At 72.7% G+C, this 16457-nt stretch carries 16 protein-coding genes; 11 read left to right on the forward strand and 5 right to left on the reverse strand.

What is annotated here, in order from left to right:
- Positions 1-37: 37 nt before the first annotated feature.
- The 5 genes from PV682_RS18035 (at position 38) to PV682_RS18055 (ending at position 5020) form a co-directional block, all read left to right on the forward strand.
- A complete protein-coding gene (locus tag PV682_RS18035) occupies positions 38-1387 on the forward strand; it encodes an aldehyde dehydrogenase family protein (RefSeq protein ID WP_319730942.1) in 1350 nt (449 codons plus the stop codon).
- Between the two features lie 11 nt (positions 1388-1398).
- Complete coding sequence (locus tag PV682_RS18040) at positions 1399-1575, forward strand: hypothetical protein (RefSeq protein WP_319730944.1); 177 nt, start codon at positions 1399-1401, stop codon at positions 1573-1575.
- Between the two features lie 166 nt (positions 1576-1741).
- A complete protein-coding gene (locus PV682_RS18045; RefSeq protein WP_319730946.1) occupies positions 1742-2851 on the forward strand; it encodes a hypothetical protein in 1110 nt (369 codons plus the stop codon).
- A gap of 50 nt (positions 2852-2901) precedes the next feature.
- Complete coding sequence (locus PV682_RS18050; RefSeq protein ID WP_319730948.1) at positions 2902-4269, forward strand: sensor histidine kinase; 1368 nt, start codon at positions 2902-2904, stop codon at positions 4267-4269.
- Between the two features lie 97 nt (positions 4270-4366).
- On the forward strand, positions 4367-5020 hold the full coding sequence (locus tag PV682_RS18055; RefSeq protein ID WP_319730950.1) for a response regulator transcription factor: 654 nt from the start codon (positions 4367-4369) through the stop codon (positions 5018-5020).
- A 107-nt stretch (positions 5021-5127) separates the two neighbouring features.
- Here the strand turns inward: PV682_RS18055 and PV682_RS44350 are convergent, their stop codons facing one another.
- The 3 genes from PV682_RS44350 to PV682_RS18065 form a co-directional block, all read right to left on the reverse strand.
- Positions 5128-5355, reverse strand: coding sequence for an alpha-L-rhamnosidase C-terminal domain-containing protein (locus PV682_RS44350; protein WP_407705702.1), 228 nt, complete (start codon positions 5353-5355; stop codon positions 5128-5130).
- 150 nt (positions 5356-5505) lie between these two features.
- Positions 5506-6174 (reverse strand): response regulator, encoded by a 669-nt coding sequence (locus tag PV682_RS18060; RefSeq protein WP_319730952.1) that lies wholly within the window; start codon positions 6172-6174, stop codon positions 5506-5508.
- Positions 6171-7763: a sensor histidine kinase gene (locus tag PV682_RS18065; RefSeq protein ID WP_319730954.1), complete on the reverse strand. Its 1593-nt coding sequence runs from the start codon at positions 7761-7763 to the stop codon at positions 6171-6173. The genes PV682_RS18060 and PV682_RS18065 overlap by 4 nt, the downstream gene beginning before the upstream one ends.
- Positions 7764-7838: 75 nt before the next feature.
- Between PV682_RS18065 and PV682_RS18070 the strand changes: the two genes are divergently transcribed.
- The 5 genes from PV682_RS18070 (at position 7839) to rox (ending at position 13323) form a co-directional block, all read left to right on the forward strand.
- Positions 7839-8795 (forward strand): Bug family tripartite tricarboxylate transporter substrate binding protein, encoded by a 957-nt coding sequence (locus PV682_RS18070; RefSeq protein ID WP_319730956.1) that lies wholly within the window; start codon positions 7839-7841, stop codon positions 8793-8795.
- A gap of 125 nt (positions 8796-8920) precedes the next feature.
- On the forward strand, positions 8921-9904 hold the full coding sequence (locus PV682_RS18075; protein ID WP_319731058.1) for a Bug family tripartite tricarboxylate transporter substrate binding protein: 984 nt from the start codon (positions 8921-8923) through the stop codon (positions 9902-9904).
- Positions 9901-10401 carry a tripartite tricarboxylate transporter TctB family protein gene (locus PV682_RS18080; RefSeq protein WP_319730958.1) on the forward strand — a complete coding sequence of 167 codons (501 nt, stop codon included), beginning with the start codon at positions 9901-9903 and terminating at the stop codon, positions 10399-10401. The genes PV682_RS18075 and PV682_RS18080 overlap by 4 nt, the downstream gene beginning before the upstream one ends.
- Position 10402: 1 nt before the next feature.
- Positions 10403-11884, forward strand: a complete 1482-nt coding sequence (locus PV682_RS18085; RefSeq protein WP_319730960.1) for a tripartite tricarboxylate transporter permease — start codon at positions 10403-10405, stop codon at positions 11882-11884.
- The gene (rox, locus tag PV682_RS18090; protein ID WP_319730962.1) at positions 11881-13323 is read left to right on the forward strand and encodes a rifampin monooxygenase; all 1443 of its coding nucleotides are present in this window, start codon (positions 11881-11883) and stop codon (positions 13321-13323) included. The genes PV682_RS18085 and rox overlap by 4 nt, the downstream gene beginning before the upstream one ends.
- A gap of 12 nt (positions 13324-13335) precedes the next feature.
- On the opposite strand, the gene PV682_RS18095 is transcribed toward rox, so the two are convergent.
- Complete coding sequence (locus PV682_RS18095) at positions 13336-13839, reverse strand: hypothetical protein (RefSeq protein WP_319730964.1); 504 nt, start codon at positions 13837-13839, stop codon at positions 13336-13338.
- A gap of 233 nt (positions 13840-14072) precedes the next feature.
- Here PV682_RS18095 and PV682_RS18100 point away from each other — a divergent pair, with 233 nt between their 5' ends.
- Positions 14073-15065: an ArsR/SmtB family transcription factor gene (locus PV682_RS18100; protein WP_319730966.1), complete on the forward strand. Its 993-nt coding sequence runs from the start codon at positions 14073-14075 to the stop codon at positions 15063-15065.
- Here PV682_RS18100 and PV682_RS18105 read toward each other — a convergent pair.
- Positions 15046-16383 carry a jacalin-like lectin gene (locus PV682_RS18105; protein WP_319730968.1) on the reverse strand — a complete coding sequence of 446 codons (1338 nt, stop codon included), beginning with the start codon at positions 16381-16383 and terminating at the stop codon, positions 15046-15048. The genes PV682_RS18100 and PV682_RS18105 overlap by 20 nt on opposite strands.
- Positions 16384-16457 lie beyond the last annotated feature (74 nt).

Raw genomic sequence — 16457 nt, forward strand, 5'->3', positions numbered from 1 at the left:
GCCACCCGGGAAACGGACGATCGGAGAACAGCGCACCGTGAACACCACCCTGACAGACCCCCGCACCGGCCGCGCCCGAGGCACCTCGCCCATCGGGCGCGCGACCGAGGTCGGCGAAGCCGTCGCCAACGCCCGCACGGCACAGGCCGGTTGGCGCGGCCTCACCCCGAAGGAACGCTCGCGCCGGCTGGAGGCGCTCGCCGCGCTCGTGGAGGAGAACGCGGCGCGGTACGTCGCCCGCGAGAACGCCGGGACCGGGAAACCGTCGAGCGAGACCGCCGGTGAAGTGGCGCAGGCCGCCGATCTGTTCCGGTTCTACGCCTCCGCTGTGCGCGCCCAAGCCGCGCCTGCCGCCGGGCAGTTGATCGACGGGCATGAGAGCTGGGTGCGGTGGGAGCCGCTCGGCGTCGTCGCCGTCGTCGTCCCCTGGAACTACCCGCTCATGATGGCCGCTTGGCGCTGCGCACCCGCCCTCGCCGCCGGGAACACCGTCGTCGCCAAGCCCGCCGAGACCACGCCGGACACACTGGAACTGCTCGCCCGGCACGCCGCCGAAGCGCTGGGACCGGGAGTCCTGACGGCGGTTCCCGGAGACCGCGAGACGGGGCGGCTGCTCGTCGCCGCCGACGTCGACATGGTCGCGTTCACCGGCAGCGCCCGCGCCGGCGCCGACGTCGCCGCCCAGGCCGGCGCACGCCGCGTCAGCCTCGAACTCGGCGGCAACGCACCCGCGTTGATCCTCCCCGACGCCCCCTCCGACACCTGGACCCGCCTCGTCGCCGCCTGCGCCTACAACGCCGGCCAGAGCTGCGCCGCCCCCGCGCGGGTCATCACCCTCCCCGAGAACTACGACCGGACGGTCGCCGAACTCGCCGAAGCGGCCCGGCAATGCGTCGCCGGCCGCGACTTCGGTCCCCTCAACAACGCTGACCAGGCCGCCCGTTACGACGGCATCGTGAAGTCCTCGGCGGCCGGGCGCTCCCTCACGGGTGAACTCGCCCCGGGAGCGGGCGAGGAGAACGGCTACTGGCGCCCCGTCCGAATCCTCGCCGACCTCCCCGACGACGACCCCGCGATCGTGGAGGAAGTGTTCGGCCCCCTGCTGACGGTCCAGCAGGCGCCCGACCTGGACACGGCGGTCGCCCTCGCGAACGGGGTCCCCCAAGCCCTCGCCGCGAGCGTGTGGACCCGGGACCTGACATCGGGCCTGGAACTGGCCGGTCTGCTGAACGCGGGCGAGACCTGGCTCAACTGCCACCTCGCCCAGACGGCCGAACTGCCGCACGGCGGACGCGGAGCGTCGGGGCACGGGACGGACCTGAGCGTGCTGGCGCTGCACGAGTACCAGCGGCCGAAGACGGTGACGGCGAGGCTGGTGCGGGGGTGAGGAAGCTGATTGTGGCCGGAGTACAGGCCGTCTCCGGCCTGGCCGTCGTGCTCCTCAGCCTGTCCGGGGCGATCACGGAAGAGCCGTACTCGATCCTGGCGCCGATGGTGGGTGGGGGGCTGCTCGTCGACGGCGGCCGGGACCTGTGGGCGCTGCGTTCCCGTAGGCAAGGCGAGCAGCCGAAGTGACGCGCGCCCCCTGGCGTCGCCCCCGCCGCGTCGGTCGGCTCGGCTGGAAGGACTAGCCCGTTCGGGCCGATCGGCTCGGGGGCCTGGACGTTCGGCCGATGCGGGGGCCGGGGTGGGGTCCGTAGCGTTCGAGGTGGATGAGGACGCGAGGGACGGGAGACGCAAGATGGTGCGGCGGGTCGACGGCATGGCGACGGAGTTCGGTACGGACGTCGTGGAGGTGCTGGGGCGGGCGCTGAAGGTGGCGGTGCGGATCGAGCCGGCGGCGGTCGGGACGGACACGGTGCTGGAGGCCCTGGTGGGGGAGACGGACGCCGGAGAGGCGATCGTCCCGGGGATGCGGAAGGCCGGTTCGCTCGGCGGGCACATCCGGGCGCTCGCCGGAAGCGGGAGGTGGGTGAGCGAGGACGACGCCGAGGACGTCGAGGAGCGCGAGGTGGACGCCGTCTGGCGCGAGGTGTGCTGGCGCTACCGCCTCGCGAAGCGCGAACCCGCCGAACTGCCCGGCATGACCGGGGCGTTGCGTGCCTGCCTGCTGCGCGCCCTGGAGTCGGCCCGCACGGAAGGGGCACTCGCGGTACGCCAGCGCGATGTGGCCCGGTCCCTGCTGGAGGTGCCCGGCACCCGTGCGCGGGAGGCGATGACGCTGGAGCGCGTCGACACGGCCGCCGCGCTGGAGAGGCTCGCCGCCCTCACGCAGGACGAGGCCCCGGAGCCGGCCGGCATCCACGTGCTCCGGATGGGCGGGGCGTTCGGCAGGCGGCGGAACCCCGTGACGCGCGTGCTGGGTTCCCTGGTCTCGGGCAGCGGTGTGAACGGCTCACCGGTGATGGGCGCGGTCAACGCCGAGGCCCAGCGGCAGGCGGCCCGGCACGGCCGAGGCGTCGCGGGACCGGCGGACCAACTGCTGGGCATCCTCGCCCTGGACCGCGCCCTGCACGTCACCGGCCTCGCACTCCCCGACGACCTCAAGCCCGTCAACTCCGGCGCGGACCTGCTGCGCCGGCACGGCGTACGGCAGGACACCCTGACCGCCTCCGCCCTCACGGGCGAGGACGAGGAGCCGGCCGCCCCCGAGGACGCCGCCGTGGAGATGACCCCCGCAGCCCAGCGCGTCACCGACGTCGCCCGCCTGACCGCCGCCGAACACGGCGCCCGCACGACCGGCACGGTCCACATGCTGGCCGCCCTCCTCGACGACGAGACCGTCGCAGGACTCCTGGACCTGGACGTCGCCGCCCTGCGCGCCGACCTGACTCCCCTGCTGGGCGCGTGACACCCGACAGCTACCGTTCCCCCTGGGAGAACGGCGACGGAGGGGAGAACATGCGTCACCTGCTCGCGGACGCACGGATGTCACGGTTGCCGAGGCTGCGCGCCGAGGCCGAGGCGATCAGGACGGCCGTACGCGGCGCCGACCGGCGCACGGTCCGCCGCGAACTGTTCCTGTGCACGCTCGCCGCCCTCTTCTCCCTGCTTCCCTTGCTGCTCGCACCCCCGGTGCATCTGGTGTCGGCCGTCCTCGAAGCGGTGGTGGCGGTCCTGCTCGTCCCCGCCCGGCGGATCAGGCCCACCGCCGCCGTCCTGGGCGCCTCGGTGCTGGTCGTCGGCGAGAACGTGTGGACGATGGCGATCGCGCCCCTCGTCGTGCTGGCCGCCGCGCGCCGGGTCGTACGGCCGTGGCGGACCGTCGGGATCTCCTGCGCTCTCGTCCTGGCGCTCACCGTCACCAAGTCGCTGATCTGGTCCGGCGACCTGCTGCTGAACCTCGGCGGCGGCGCGGCCTCGGCGGTGGTCCTCCTCGTGCTCCCCGCTCTCGCGGGCACGCTGCTCGGCAGACGCCGCCCCCTGGTGAGGCTCCTCAAGGAACGCAACGCCTACCTGGAACAGGCCCGCGTCCTCACCGACGAGGCGGCCCGCATGCAGGAGCGCAACCGGATAGCCGGCGAGATGCACGACCTCCTCGGCCACCGCCTCAGCCTCATCTCCGTCCACGCCGGAGCCCTCGAACTCGCCGCGGCCCGCCAGGCACCCGCACTGTCCGGCCAGGCCGAACTCCTGCGCACCACCGCCGGTACGGCCATGCAGGAACTCCGCGAGATCCTCGGCGTCCTGCGCCACACGGACCTCGCGGGAGAGGAACGCGGCACCCGCGAGGACATCGCCGCGCTGGTGGAGGAGTCACGGCGGGCGGGGAGCAGCGTCGAACTGGACTGGTCCGTGAAGGACTCGGCGGAGACGCAATTCCGGACCCGGCAGGCCATCCACCGGGTGGTCCGGGAGGGCCTGACCAACGCGCTGAAACACGCGGCCGGGGCGCCGACCAGAGTGGTCGTCAGGGACGCGGCCGGCGCGGTCGAGGTGTCGGTGACGAACGCGGCACCGAGCACCGGGGTCCGCTCGCAGGGCGGGAACAACAGCGGCCTGGTCGGCTGCGAGGAACGGGTCTCGCTGCTCGGCGGGGGGTTCGAGGCGGGACCCCTGGCCGACGGCGGCTTCCGCATCGCGGCCCGGTTGCCGGGGGACGGGACGGGGACGCCTTCCGACCCCGGCGGCCGAGCGGCCTGGACCCCGGCGGCGGACGAGATCCTGACCTGGCCCCGCGTGCTCGGATCGGGATGCCTCGCGGTGACGATCGTGCTGCCGACGGTGGCGTTCCTGCTGATCCTGGCGGTCGCGGAGTTCGTCAGGTGAGCGGGGGAAAGCGGTCGCACGAGCCGAGCGGCACCAGCGGTACGCCATGGACCGGCCGCCACCCCGAGGACCGGACGGCATCTCATAGACTGAGCCGATGATCCGAGTCCTGGTCGCCGACGACGAAGCGCTGATGCGGGCCGGGATCCGGCTGATCCTGGAGAACGCCGACGACATCAAGGTGGTCGCCGAGGCGGGGGACGGGCGGGAGGCCGCCGAGGCATGCCGGGTGCAGGAGATCGACGTCGCCCTCCTCGACATCCAGATGCCGGGCCGGGACGGCATCGCAGCCGCCGAGGACATCACCCGGCTGTCGCCGCGCACATGCGTCGTGATGCTGACCGCGTTCGGCGAGGAGGCCAGTGTCACCCGCGCACTGCGGGCCGGCGCGAGCGGATTCCTCCTCAAGGACACCGGGCCCGCCGACCTGATCCGCGCCGTGCAGCTCGCGGCGCGCGGTGAGCCGGTCCTCGCGCCCCGCATCACCCGCAGCCTCCTCGACCGGCACGTCCGGTCGGGCCGCGACACCGAGGCGGCCCAGGCCCGCCTGGCCGGCCTCACCCCCGCCGAACTCGACGTCCTGCGCCTCCTCGCCGCCGGACTCTCCAACGCCGAGATCGCCGACGCGCTCTACCTCAGCGCGGGCACGGTCAAGGCCCACATCAGCCGCATCCTCACCCGCACCGACTGCGCGAACCGCGTCCAGGCCGCCGTCCTCGCCCACGACGCCGGACTGGCCGACGAGACCTGAACCTCGCCTCCAGGCGAAGGCGGTGACGCCCCGGACCCCCGTGAACACGACCGTGTCACCCACCCGCCGCGCATCCCCGCCCCCCGAGGGCCAGGCGACGCGCCCGTTCACAGTGACCGTGCGGTCCCGGCCCAGCAGTGGCACCGCCACCCCGCCCCAAGTCCCCTGCGGCGCCCGGACGGTGAGGGAGAACCCGGCGCCGTGCCGCCACCGCACGGAGATCTTCCCGGACGGCACCGGCACGCCCCCTGAGCCCACCGAAGACCGGACGGCACTGGCGAGACCGTCCACGTCCGGTACCCGTCGGACAGCGGACGCACCCCCAGTACACGCATCGACAGACCCGGAACAGCCGTGCTCCAGGCGTGCGCCAACCCCACATGACCACCTCAGGTGAGCGAGGTCCCGGTCCGGGGCACGAGGCGCCTGCCGCCGGCGCGCCCACCGGGCCCGCCACCCCTGACCGGCCGCTGTGGAAGCAGCGCTCACACCCGCCACCCGTACCGCCGCTCCGGCCGCCCCGTCACCCCGTACCGCAGCGACACGTCCGCACGGCCCACCGTGTGGAAGTACTCCAGATACCGCCGCGCGCTCACCCGCGAGATCCCCGTCAGCGCCGCGCACTCGGTCGCCGACAGCACTCCGTCGGCGTCCCGCAGCGCGCGTTCGACCAGTTCGGCGGTCTCCACGCTCATCCCCTTGGGCAGTGTGCCGCCCGGCGCCGAGGACCCGGCGAGCACCCGGTCGACGTCGGCCTGACCGCGCACGACGGTCGTCAGGAGGCGGGACCGCCGCGCCGCGTACCGCTCCAGACGCGGGCGCAGGTCCTCGTACTCGAACGGTTTCAGCAGATAGTCGACCACCCCCTGCCGCACCGCCCCGCGCACCGTGTCCGCCTCGCGGGCCGCGCTGATGACCATCACGTCGCAGTCGTGCCCGGCCGCGCGGAGCCGGGAGACGACGTCGAGGCCGAAGACGTCCGGCAGGTACAGGTCGAGCAGGACCAGGTCGGGGCACAGCGCCTCGACGGCGCGCACCGCCTCCTCGCCGGTACCGACCGTGCCGACCACCCGGAACGGCTCGACCCGTTCGACGAACGTGCGGTGCACCTTCGCCACCATGAAGTCGTCGTCGACCACGAGGACGTCTATCACCGGCCCGCTCCCTGCGCCGCTCTGACCGTCATCCGGGCCGTGAACACCGACCCGTCGACCTGGATCTCCCCGCCGTGCCGCTCGCACACGAGCCGCGTCAGCGCCAGCCCGATCCCACGCTCACCGCCCTCGGCGGCCTTCGTGGTGAACCCGTGCGTGAACACCTCCCGCGCCAGCTCCGGCGCCACCCCGGGCCCCGAGTCGCGCACCACGATCTCCACCCCGGTCGCGTCCTGCCGCACCTCGACCTCCACCCACGGATCGTCGCCCCCCGAGGCCGCAGCGTCGACCGCGTTGTCGACGAGGTTCCCCACGACGGTGGCGACGTCGGCGGAGTCCTCGGGCGCCAGCCGCTCCAGCGAGGTCCGCTCCGACACCCGCAGCGTGACCCGCCGTTCGGCCGCCAGCGACGCCTTCGCCGTCAGCAGCGCCGCGACGGCCGTGTCCCGCACCCGACGGCTGAGCGTCACGTCCAGCGACTGGCGGCGCTGGTTCAACGCCCGGATGTAGTGGACGACTTCCTCCTGCTCCCCGATCTGGATCAGCCCGGAGATCGTGTGCAACTGGTTCGCGAACTCGTGGGCCTGCGCCCGCAACAGCTCCGACGTACTGCGGAACGCCCCGATCTCCCGCTCCAGTCGGGCAAGTTCCGTACGGTCCCTGAGCGTTGTCACCGACCCCAGCAGCCGCCCGTCCTTCGACACGGCCATCCGGTTCAGCACCAGCACCCGGCCACGCCGTACGACGACCTCGTCCCGCCGGTCGGCTCCCTCCGCGAGGACGTCCCGCAGGCGCCCCTCCACACCCAGTTCGGCGAGGCTCTGGCCCACGCAGTCCTCGGGGAGGTCGAGGAGGCGCCGGCCGACCTCGTTGACGAGGGTCAGCCGGCCCTGCGGGTCCAGCGCGACGACGCCCTCGGCGATGCCGTACAGCATGGCCTCCCGGTGCTCGGCCAGCCCGGCAATCTCCCGGGGCTCCAGGCCCAGCGTCTGGCGCTTCACCCGCCGCGCGAGCAGCCAGGAACCGGCGAGACCGAGGACCCCGGCGACCCCGAGGTAGGCCAGCAGGTACGAGGACGCGCCGCTCAGGCGCTGCCACGCCGTCGGGGACGCCACGCCCACCATCACCGTCCCCAGATGCTCGCCGACGTCGCGCTGCGTCTCCGCGAGCACCGGGACCTGCGCGACCAGCTCACGGCTGCCGTCCAGGGCCAGCGAACCGGACCAGCCCCGGCCCGGCCGCGCCTTCGGCAGCGGCCTGCCGACCAGCGTCGGGTCCGTCGCGGCGACGATCCTGCCGCCCGCGTCGGCCACCGTCACCGACGTCACCCCCGACTGCGCCTGCGTCGAATGGACCAGCGGAGCGAGCGCCTCCTGAGGCGCGGGGCGCGAAAGACGGCTGCGGACCAGGGGGTTCGCGCCGAGCTGCTCGGCGAGCGCACCGACCCGGCGGCCCTCCACCCGGTGGAACGTCGCCTCCGACTGGGTCAGCGAGATCGCGGCGACCGCCACCAGGACGACCACCACGATCGCCATCTGGAGCACCAGCATCTCGCCCGCGAGGGTCTGGCGACGAAACGTGGTACCCACCGTCCACTCGATCTCACCGGCTGCCGTGGCGCACAATCATGGCGCCCGCCCGGCGGGTTGCGGAAGAGAGGTGTCATGAGGAATCGCCTGCGCCTGGCCCTGCCCGCGCTCCTGCTGACCGGCGCGTGCGGCGACGGCACCCGCGACGGGCTGCGCATCATGGTCCCCAACACACCCGGCGGCGGCTACGACACCACCGCCCGCGTCATGGCCCGCGTCATGGACAAGGCCGGCATCGCCGCCGACGTGCAGGTCTTCAACCTGCCCGGCGCGGGCGGCACCGTCGGCCTGCGCCGCACCGTCAACGAACGCGGCAACGGGCGCCTCGCCCTCCAGATGGGCCTCGGCGTCGTCGGCGCCTCCCACCTCGCACGGCCCGAGGCGACCGTCGCCGACACGACACCGCTCGCCCGCCTCATCGAGGAGGCCAGCGCCGTCGTCGTCCCCGGGAACTCGCCCTACCGGACGGTCGGCGAACTCGTCGACGCGTGGCGCGCCGACCCCGCGAAGGTGACCGTGGGCGGGGGGTCGTCTCCCGGCGGGCCGGATCACCTGCTGCCGATGCGGCTCGCCAAGACGGTCGGGATCGCGCCCCGGGACGTGCGGTACGTGTCCTACGACGGGGGCGGCGGCGAGCTGCTGCCCGCGCTGCTCGACGGGAAAGTGGCCTTCGGGACGAGCGGGTTCGGGGAGTTCCTGTACCAGATCGAGGTCGGACAGCTGCGGGTCCTCGCGGTGACCGGGGCCTCGCCGGTCGCCGCGCTTCCCGGGGTGCCGACGCTGAAGTCCGCCGGGATCGACCTGGAGTTCACCAACTGGCGGGGGATCGTCGCGCCGCCCGGGATCAGCGCCGGGGACCGGCGGCAGTGGGTCCAGGCGCTGAGCGCGGTGCACGAAACCCCGCAGTGGAGCGCCGAGTTGGAGCGGCGGGGGTGGACCGACGCGTTCTTGCCGGGGGACGCGTTCGGCCAGTTCCTGGCGCAGCAGGACGCGTTCGTGGCGCGGCTGGTGACCCGACTGGGTCTGGGCTGACCGGCGTTCCGACCACAAAGACCAGAACGTCCATTGCTTGCGCAAGCGCGACGGGCCTCCCCCGCGAGGGCACCCTAGGGGAACCCCGCACCCGAACTCCCGTATGACGACAGGTGGTGGCACCCGTGCGCCTGCGCACCCCGCTCGCCCTGCTCGCGGCCGCGATCCTGCTGCTGCTCGGACCCCCGCTGCTGGCCACCGGCGACGGCGCCGAGACCGGCACCCGGATACCCGGCCTGCGCTTCATGGTCCCCAACTCGCCCGGCGGCGGCTACGACATCACCGCCCGCACGGCCGCCCGCAACGCCGAGGACGCCGGACTCACCCACAACATCGAGGTGTTCAACCTCCCCGGCGCCGGCGGCACCGTCGGCCTCGCCCGCCTGGTCGGCGAACACGGCAACGGACGGCTCGCGATGTCGATGGGCCTCGGCGTGGTCGGCGCCGCCCGCTCCAACGACGCGCCCAAGACCCTCGCCGACACGACGCCCATCGCGCGCCTCACCGAGGAACAGGACGTCGTCGTGGTCGCGGCGGACTCGCCGTACCGGACGATCCGCGACCTCGTCGACGCCTGGCGGAAGAACCCCGGCAGACTCCCCGTCGGCGGCGGCTCCGCACCCGGCGGACCCGACCACCTCGCCCCCATGCTGATGGCGCGCGCCGCCGGCATCACCCCGAAGGACGTCAACTACATCCCCTTCGACGGCGGCGGCGAACTCCTCGCCTCCATCCTCGGCAGCAAGGTCGCCTTCGGGGTCTCCGGCGTCGGCGAGTACCTCGACCAGATCAAGTCCGGCGAACTGCGCCTGCTCGCCGTCACCGGCACGAAACGCGTCGCCGGGCTCGACGCGCCGACGCTCCAAGAGGCCGGGTACGACGTCGAGTTCACCAACTGGCGTGGCATCGTGGCGCCTCCGGGCATCTCGGACGCCCAGCGCGAGAAACTCGTCAATTTCTTCGAGGAGTTGCACGGGTCGAGCGAGTGGCAGGAGTCCCTGAAACGCAACGGCTGGGACGACGCGTTCCTCAGCGGCGACGCCTTCGGGACGTTCCTCGGCGAGCAGGACGCGCGCGTCGTGTCCGTACTGAAGGAGCTGGGGCTGTGACCAACCGTGCCTGGTGGCGTGAACGCTCCGAACTCGGCGTCTGCGCCCTCCTGCTGACGCTCGGCGTCCTCGTCCTGACCGATGCCCTCACGATGGACATCGACATCGGCCAGCGCGGCCCCGTCGGCCCCCGCACCGTACCCGTCGTTGTCGGCACCGGGCTCCTGCTGATCGCCGTCCTCCTCGCCGTCGACGTCCTGCGCGGCGGCCGGGGCGAAGCGGAGTCCGGCGAGGACATCGACCTCGGCGAACCCGCCGACTGGCGTGCCGTGCTGGGGCTGGCCGGGGTGTTCCTCGCCGCCGCCGTCCTCATCGAACCCGCCGGTTTCCCCGTCGCCGGCGCGCTGCTCTTCTGGGGCGCCGCGTTCGTCCTCGGCAGCCGCCGCTTCGACCGCGACCCGCTGATCGCAGCCAGCCTCTCCTTCGTCACCTACATCCTCTTCGACCACCTGCTCGGCGTGCCGCTGCCCGGCGGCCCCCTCATGGGAGTGCTGTGACATGGATTCCCTCAACTCCCTCGTGGACGGCTTCGGTACGGCCCTCACACCCGTCAACCTGCTCTGGGCCGCGCTCGGTGTCCTGCTCGGCACCGCGATCGGCGTCCTGCCCGGCATCGGCCCCGCGATGGCGGTCGCCCTGCTCCTGCCGGTGACGTACGGCCTCGAACCCACCGGCGCGTTCATCATGTTCGCCGGGATCTACTACGGCGCCATGTTCGGCGGCTCCACGACCTCGATCCTCCTCAACACCCCCGGCGAGAGCGCCGCCGTGGTCGCCGCCATGGAGGGCAACCCCATGGCCAAGTCGGGGCGCGGCGCGCAGGCCCTCGCCGCCGCAGCCGTCGGCCACTTCGCGGGCGGCATGATCGGCACGATCCTCCTCGTCGTCCTCGCCCCCACGGTCGCCGACCTCGCCGTCGACATCGGCGCGCCCGACTACTTCGCCATCATGGTCCTCGCGTTCATCGCCGTGACCTCCGTCCTCGGCGCCTCCCGCCTGCGCGGCCTCGCCTCCCTGCTGATCGGCCTCACCCTCGGCCTCGTCGGCCTCGACCAGATGACCGGCCAGCAGCGCCTCACCTTCGGCTCCCTCCAACTCGCCGACGGCATCGACGTGGTGATCGTCGCGGTCGGCCTCTTCGCGATCGGCGAGGCCCTGTGGGTCGCCGCGCACCTGCGCCGTACGACAGGGAAGGCGATCCCCGTCGGACGGCCCTGGCTCGGCCGCGACGACGTCAGACGCACCTGGAAGTCCTGGCTGCGCGGCCCGTTCATCGGGTTCCCCTTCGGCGCGATCCCGGCGGGCGGCGCAGAGATCCCCACCTTCCTGTCGTACGTCACGGAGAAACGCCTCTCCAAGCACCAGGACGAGTGGGGCAAGGGCGCCATCGAGGGCGTCGCCGGGCCCGAGTCGGCGGCGTCCGCCTCGGCCGCCGGAACCCTCGTGTCCATGCTGACCCTGGGCCTGCCGACCACCGCCGTCGCCGCCGTCATGCTGGCCGCGTTCCAGCAGTACGGCATCCAGCCCGGGCCCCTCCTCTTCGAGAACGAACCCGACCTCGTCTGGGGCCTCATCGCGTCCCTGTTCGTCGGGATGGTCCTGCTGCTCGCCCTCAACCTGCCGCTCGCGCCGGTCTGGGCGAAACTCCTGCGCATCCCCCGCCCCTACCTCTACGCGGGCATCCTCTTCTTCGCGGCCGTCGGCGCGTACGCGGTCGGCGGCGAGGTCATCGACCTCGTCATCCTGCTGATCATCGGGCTGATCGGGTTCGGGATGCGGCGCTACGGGCTGCCGGTGCTGCCCGCCGTCATCGGGGTCATCCTCGGGCCCAACGCCGAGCAACAGCTGCGCCGGGCCTTGCAGATCAGCGACGGGAGCGTCTCCGGGCTCGTCGACACGCCGTTCTCGGTGACCGTCTACGCGGTCGTCCTCGTCGTGCTGCTGTGGCCGGCGCTGAAACGGCTCGCGAAACGCGGATGATCTTCCCGCCCTTCACAAGATATAGCTGCTGGGGGGCCTTGCCACAAGGCCCCCGTCTCGCCGCCGAACTGCGGCTGCACGGCGTACGCGTGCTCGTGCTGGAGAAGGACCAGGAACCCAGCGGACAGTCCCGTGCGCTCGGACTGCACGTGCGCAGTATCGAAGTCCTCGACCAGCGCGGCCTGTTGGACCGCTTCGAGCCCTACGGCCGGCGGTTCGCGGTCGGCGGCATCTTCGCCGCCATCCGCACCCCGTGGCCCGAGCGGCTCGACACCGCCCACCCCTACATCTTCGCCGTCCCGCAGACCACCACCGAACGCCTCCTGGCCGAACACGCCACCGAGGCGGGCGCCGAGATCCGGCGCGGCGCCGAACTGGCCGGTCTCGCCCAGGACGTCGACGGCGTCACCGTCGAACTCGCCGACGGCGGTTCGGTGCGCGGCCGGTACCTGGTGGGCTGCGACGGCGGACGCAGCACCGTCCGCAAGCTCCTCGGCGTCGGCTTCCCCGGCGAACCCGCCGTGTCCGAGACGATGCTCGGCGAGTTCGAAGTCGGCGTGCCGTCCGAGGAGTTGGCGGCCGTCGTCGCCGAAGTCCGGCTCAAGAGCGAGCGGTTCGGGACGATGCCGCTGGGAGACGGCGTGTACCGGGTGATCGTCCCCGCCGAAGGGTTCAGCAAGACCCCGCCGACCCTGGAGGAGTTCAGGCAGCGGCTGCGCGACTTCGCCGGAACCGACCTCGGCGTCCACTCACCCCGCTGGATCTCCCGCTTCGGCGACGGCATCCGGCTCGCCGAACGCTACCGGGTGGGACGGGTGCTGCTCGCCGGGGACGCCGCGCACGTCCACCCGCCGACCGGCGGCCAGGGGCTCAACCTCGGCATCCAGGACGCGTTCAACCTGGGCTGGAAACTCGCCGCCGAGGTGGGCGGGTGGGCTCCGCAAGGGCTGCTGGACACCTACCACGCCGAACGCCACCCCGTCGCGGCGGCCGTCCTCGACAACACGCGGGCCCAGAGCGAGCTGCTGTCCTCCGAGCCCGGAGCGCGCGCCGTGCGGCGGCTGATCGCGGAGCTGATGGAGTTCGAGGAGGTCAACCGGCACATCATCGAGAAGGTCACCGCGATCGGGGTGCGCTACGACCTCGGCGGCGGGCACGAGTTGGCCGGGAAACGGCTGCGGGACATCGGGCTCAAACGCGGGCGGCTGTACGAGCTGACGCGCACCGGACGCGGTGTCCTGCTGGACCAGAACGGCACGCTCTCGACGCAGGGCTGGGCCGACCGGGTGGACCACGTCGTCGACGTCAGCGAGGAACTCGACGTACCCGCCGTGCTGCTGCGGCCCGACGGGCACGTGGCGTGGGCCGGGGACGACCAAGGGGACCTGCTCGGACACCTGGAGCGGTGGTTCGGTGTCCCGAGCGGCCCCCGTGACTGACGCCGCTGGCGGTCAGCAGTTGCGGATCGAGTACACGTCGTCCCAGTTGTACCCGTGCTGCGTCCGGTCAGGCGTGAAACGGAGCAGCTCGTTGCCGGTCTGGCCGTAGAAGTACGACGTCACGCCGCCGGTCTGGTTGTCGAAGTAGCTGCCACCGCCCTGCCAGTAGGCCAGCCGGTACAGGTTGCACGCGGCCAGGTTGAACTGGCGCCACTTGTTGTTGACCGGGTTCCACACGGCCGTGCACAGGACGCCGCGAGAACAGGGGGCGACGGAACCCGGGTCGTAGTCCGTGTACCCGGTGGCCGGGTTGGCCGACGGCGCCGTGGCCCGCAGGCCGGCCGGCGAGGCGGCGGGCGCGGCCGGGAGCCGCACCCACCGCACCCCCGCGGTGTCCTGCGCGGAGGCCGCGGCCCGGGTGGGGGTGGTGGCCTGGGCGGGGGTGGTGGCGAGCAGCGCACCCGTGATCAGCGCCGGCAGGCCGATCGCGGACACCAGCAGTCGTTTGATGAGCATCGTACGAGTCCTCCTCGAACTCCCGTGACTGTTCGGACCGTTCGCCGGAACTCTGGCGAAGCGCCGGGGTCGCTCGCACCCCTTTCATCCCCGTCTGAAACTCGCTCACCGCGACGGAGCCGAGCACCGGCAAAGGTGATGAATCGCCTGCCGCGGGGAAAGAAGCGTGGCAAGGCACCCCTCGACCCTGTCCGATGAACAGGGCGCCGGGGGACCGCTCCAGGGGGAACGACATGCTGCGCATCCACATGACCGCCGCCGACCTCGGACGCGTGAGACTGGCCCGCGCGCCCGCGCTGATGTGGGAGACCGCCCTCAGCGTCCAGTGGCTGACCGAGCGCCCGATCGGCCCGGCGGGCGCGCACTGGTTCGGCGCCGTCGCGGCCCGGCTCCCGTCCGCCACCGGCCTGTTGGGCCACCTCATCCCGCCCCGCGGCTACTTTCCGGACTTCCTCACCCCCTACGGCGCCGCGGCCGACCTGCCCGACGCTCTCGAACCCGTCCTGCGCACCCCACCGACCCGCATCCGGGAGGACCTCGCCCTCCTCCCCGCCCGCTCGCGTTCCTCGTTCGGCGTCAGGACCCTCGCGACCGGCGACGTCCATCACCTCGCCCACGCCGTGCACCGTTACCACCGCGTCGCCGTCCACCCCTTCCGCGCCGCCATGCACGACAGCGTCGCCCGCGAACACGCCCGCGCGGCCGACCTGATGACGAACGGCGGCACGGAAACCCTCCTGTCCTCCCTCTCCCCGCACCTGCGCTGGCGGCCCCCCGTCCTGGAGGTCGCCTACCCCACCGACCGCGAACTGCGCCTCGACGGCCGGGGCCTGCTCCTCGTTCCCTCCTACTTCTGCCACAGCCTCCCCATCACCCTCGTCCGGCAGGACGCCACTCCCGTTCTCGTCCACCCCGTCTCCCTGCGCACCCACCCCACCGCCCCAGGCCACAACCAGCCCCTCACGGACCTCCTGGGCCGCAGCCGCGCCGCCGTCCTCCAGGCCGCGGCGCACGGCGGCAACACCACCCAACTCGCCGACGAAGCCGACGTGTTGATCTCCTCCGCCAGTCAGCACCTCGCGGTCCTGCGGCGCGCGGGCCTGATCTCCAGCCGGCGCCAGGCGAACGCGGTGGTGCACCGGGTGACGCCCCTGGGCGCCGACCTGCTGGGAGGGGCGAGGCCGGTGGCCCCGCCCGACCCGAGCGTCAGCGCTTCGTGTAGATGAGGCCGACCTTGTCCAGCTCGTCCGAGGCGCGGCCGTGGAAGCCGGCGATCTGCCAGCCGGCGGGGGCGGTGCGCGTCACGCAGTCCGAGGTGGTGGTGCCACCGGCGAGGGTACGGCCCTGGCTGGTGGTGAACTTGGCGTAGAAGACCCGGGTGTGGTCGTCCTTCTGGCCCTGGCACAGGAACGCCGACGTCACGTACTCGCCGGACGCCAGGGTGAGGGAGGAGGCCGTACCGCCCGTGCCGCCGTGGGTCAGCGCCGTGCCGTCCGAGAGGGTCAGGCCGACCTGGTCCACGCGGGTGCCGGCGCGCAGGGAGAGCGTCGTGGCGCGGGCGCCCGCCGCGACCTTCGGGAGGTCCTGGAAGTAGTCGCCGTGCGGGCCGCCGAACTGCTCGCTGAGCTGGAAATCGGGGTTCTGCGACCAGGTGAAGCCGACGCTGATCGGGTCGTGGTCGGAGAGCATCTTGCCGTCCGGGGTCAGGAACTTGGCGTGCTCGTTGGCGTACGACGTCGCGTTCAGCGTCACCAGCTTGCTGCCGCGGTACAGGACCTTGTCGACGACCTCGCACGTGTTCGGCACGGTCGCGCCGGTCTGGTCGCACACCAGCGCGTCGCTGCCCTTCGCGGGCGGGGTACCGCCGCGCACCAGCTTCACCCACGCGTCCGTGAGGCCGTTGGCCGCCGCGAACTCGCCGATCGTGTCGGCGGCGCGCGTGTACCGGGTGTTGGTGTCGCCCATCACGACGACCGCGTTGCCCGCCGAGTGGCTGTTGATGAACGCGGTCAGCTGGCTCAGGTTGCTCGCGCGGGACGCCTCGTCACCGTCGTTCGTGCCCGCGTTGGTGTGCAGGTTGTAGAAGTCGACGTACACGCCCTCCGCGAGCCGCTCCCGCATGAAGCTGAAGCCCTTGGGGGTCAGGCAGTCGCCCGAGTCGATCTGGCAGGACGTCCACCGGACCCGCTCGAAGTCGTCGCCGTCCCACGCGTAGTTCGAGACGGTGTTGAGCCCACTGCCGATCCCCGCGCCGCCGCTGGTCGCCGTGCGGTTGGCGTGCGTGTCGGTCGAGTACAGGTACGCGTGGTAGTTGAAGTCCTCCTGCACGTTCACGATGTCGTACGGCGCGATACGCCGGCCGATCTCGGCCGTGCTCGTGTCACGCGGCGTCGAGGCGCTGGACAGCGACTCCGGCAGGCCGGCGACGTTGTACGTGAGCACGCTGAAGCTGCCGGACGTCGCCGCCGACGCCGGGGTGGTGGTCGCGGTCAGCGCGCCCACCGCGGCAGCGGCGGTGGCGAGACAGGCGAGGAGTCTGCGCATGGAAAAGGGCCTCCTGGGGGTGACGAACTACCACAGTGTCGAGGTCATGCCAGAACGGCGCGACAAGATCGGGT

Source organism: Streptomyces niveiscabiei, from assembly GCF_033794345.1.
GTDB classification, from domain to species: domain Bacteria; phylum Actinomycetota; class Actinomycetes; order Streptomycetales; family Streptomycetaceae; genus Streptomyces; species Streptomyces niveiscabiei.

Coding starts and splice junctions, on each gene's coding strand:
- PV682_RS18070 (WP_319730956.1), top strand. CDS start 7,839: ATGAGGAATCGCCTGCGCCTGGCCCTGCCCGCGCTCCTGCTGACCGGC.
- PV682_RS18045 (WP_319730946.1), top strand. CDS start 1,742: ATGGTGCGGCGGGTCGACGGCATGGCGACGGAGTTCGGTACGGACGTC.
- PV682_RS44350 (WP_407705702.1), bottom strand. CDS start 5,355: ATGCGTGTACTGGGGGTGCGTCCGCTGTCCGACGGGTACCGGACGTGG.
- rox (WP_319730962.1), top strand. CDS start 11,881: ATGATCTTCCCGCCCTTCACAAGATATAGCTGCTGGGGGGCCTTGCCA.
- PV682_RS18085 (WP_319730960.1), top strand. CDS start 10,403: ATGGATTCCCTCAACTCCCTCGTGGACGGCTTCGGTACGGCCCTCACA.
- PV682_RS18055 (WP_319730950.1), top strand. CDS start 4,367: ATGATCCGAGTCCTGGTCGCCGACGACGAAGCGCTGATGCGGGCCGGG.
- PV682_RS18100 (WP_319730966.1), top strand. CDS start 14,073: ATGCTGCGCATCCACATGACCGCCGCCGACCTCGGACGCGTGAGACTG.
- PV682_RS18105 (WP_319730968.1), bottom strand. CDS start 16,383: ATGCGCAGACTCCTCGCCTGTCTCGCCACCGCCGCTGCCGCGGTGGGC.
- PV682_RS18095 (WP_319730964.1), bottom strand. CDS start 13,839: ATGCTCATCAAACGACTGCTGGTGTCCGCGATCGGCCTGCCGGCGCTG.
- PV682_RS18050 (WP_319730948.1), top strand. CDS start 2,902: ATGCGTCACCTGCTCGCGGACGCACGGATGTCACGGTTGCCGAGGCTG.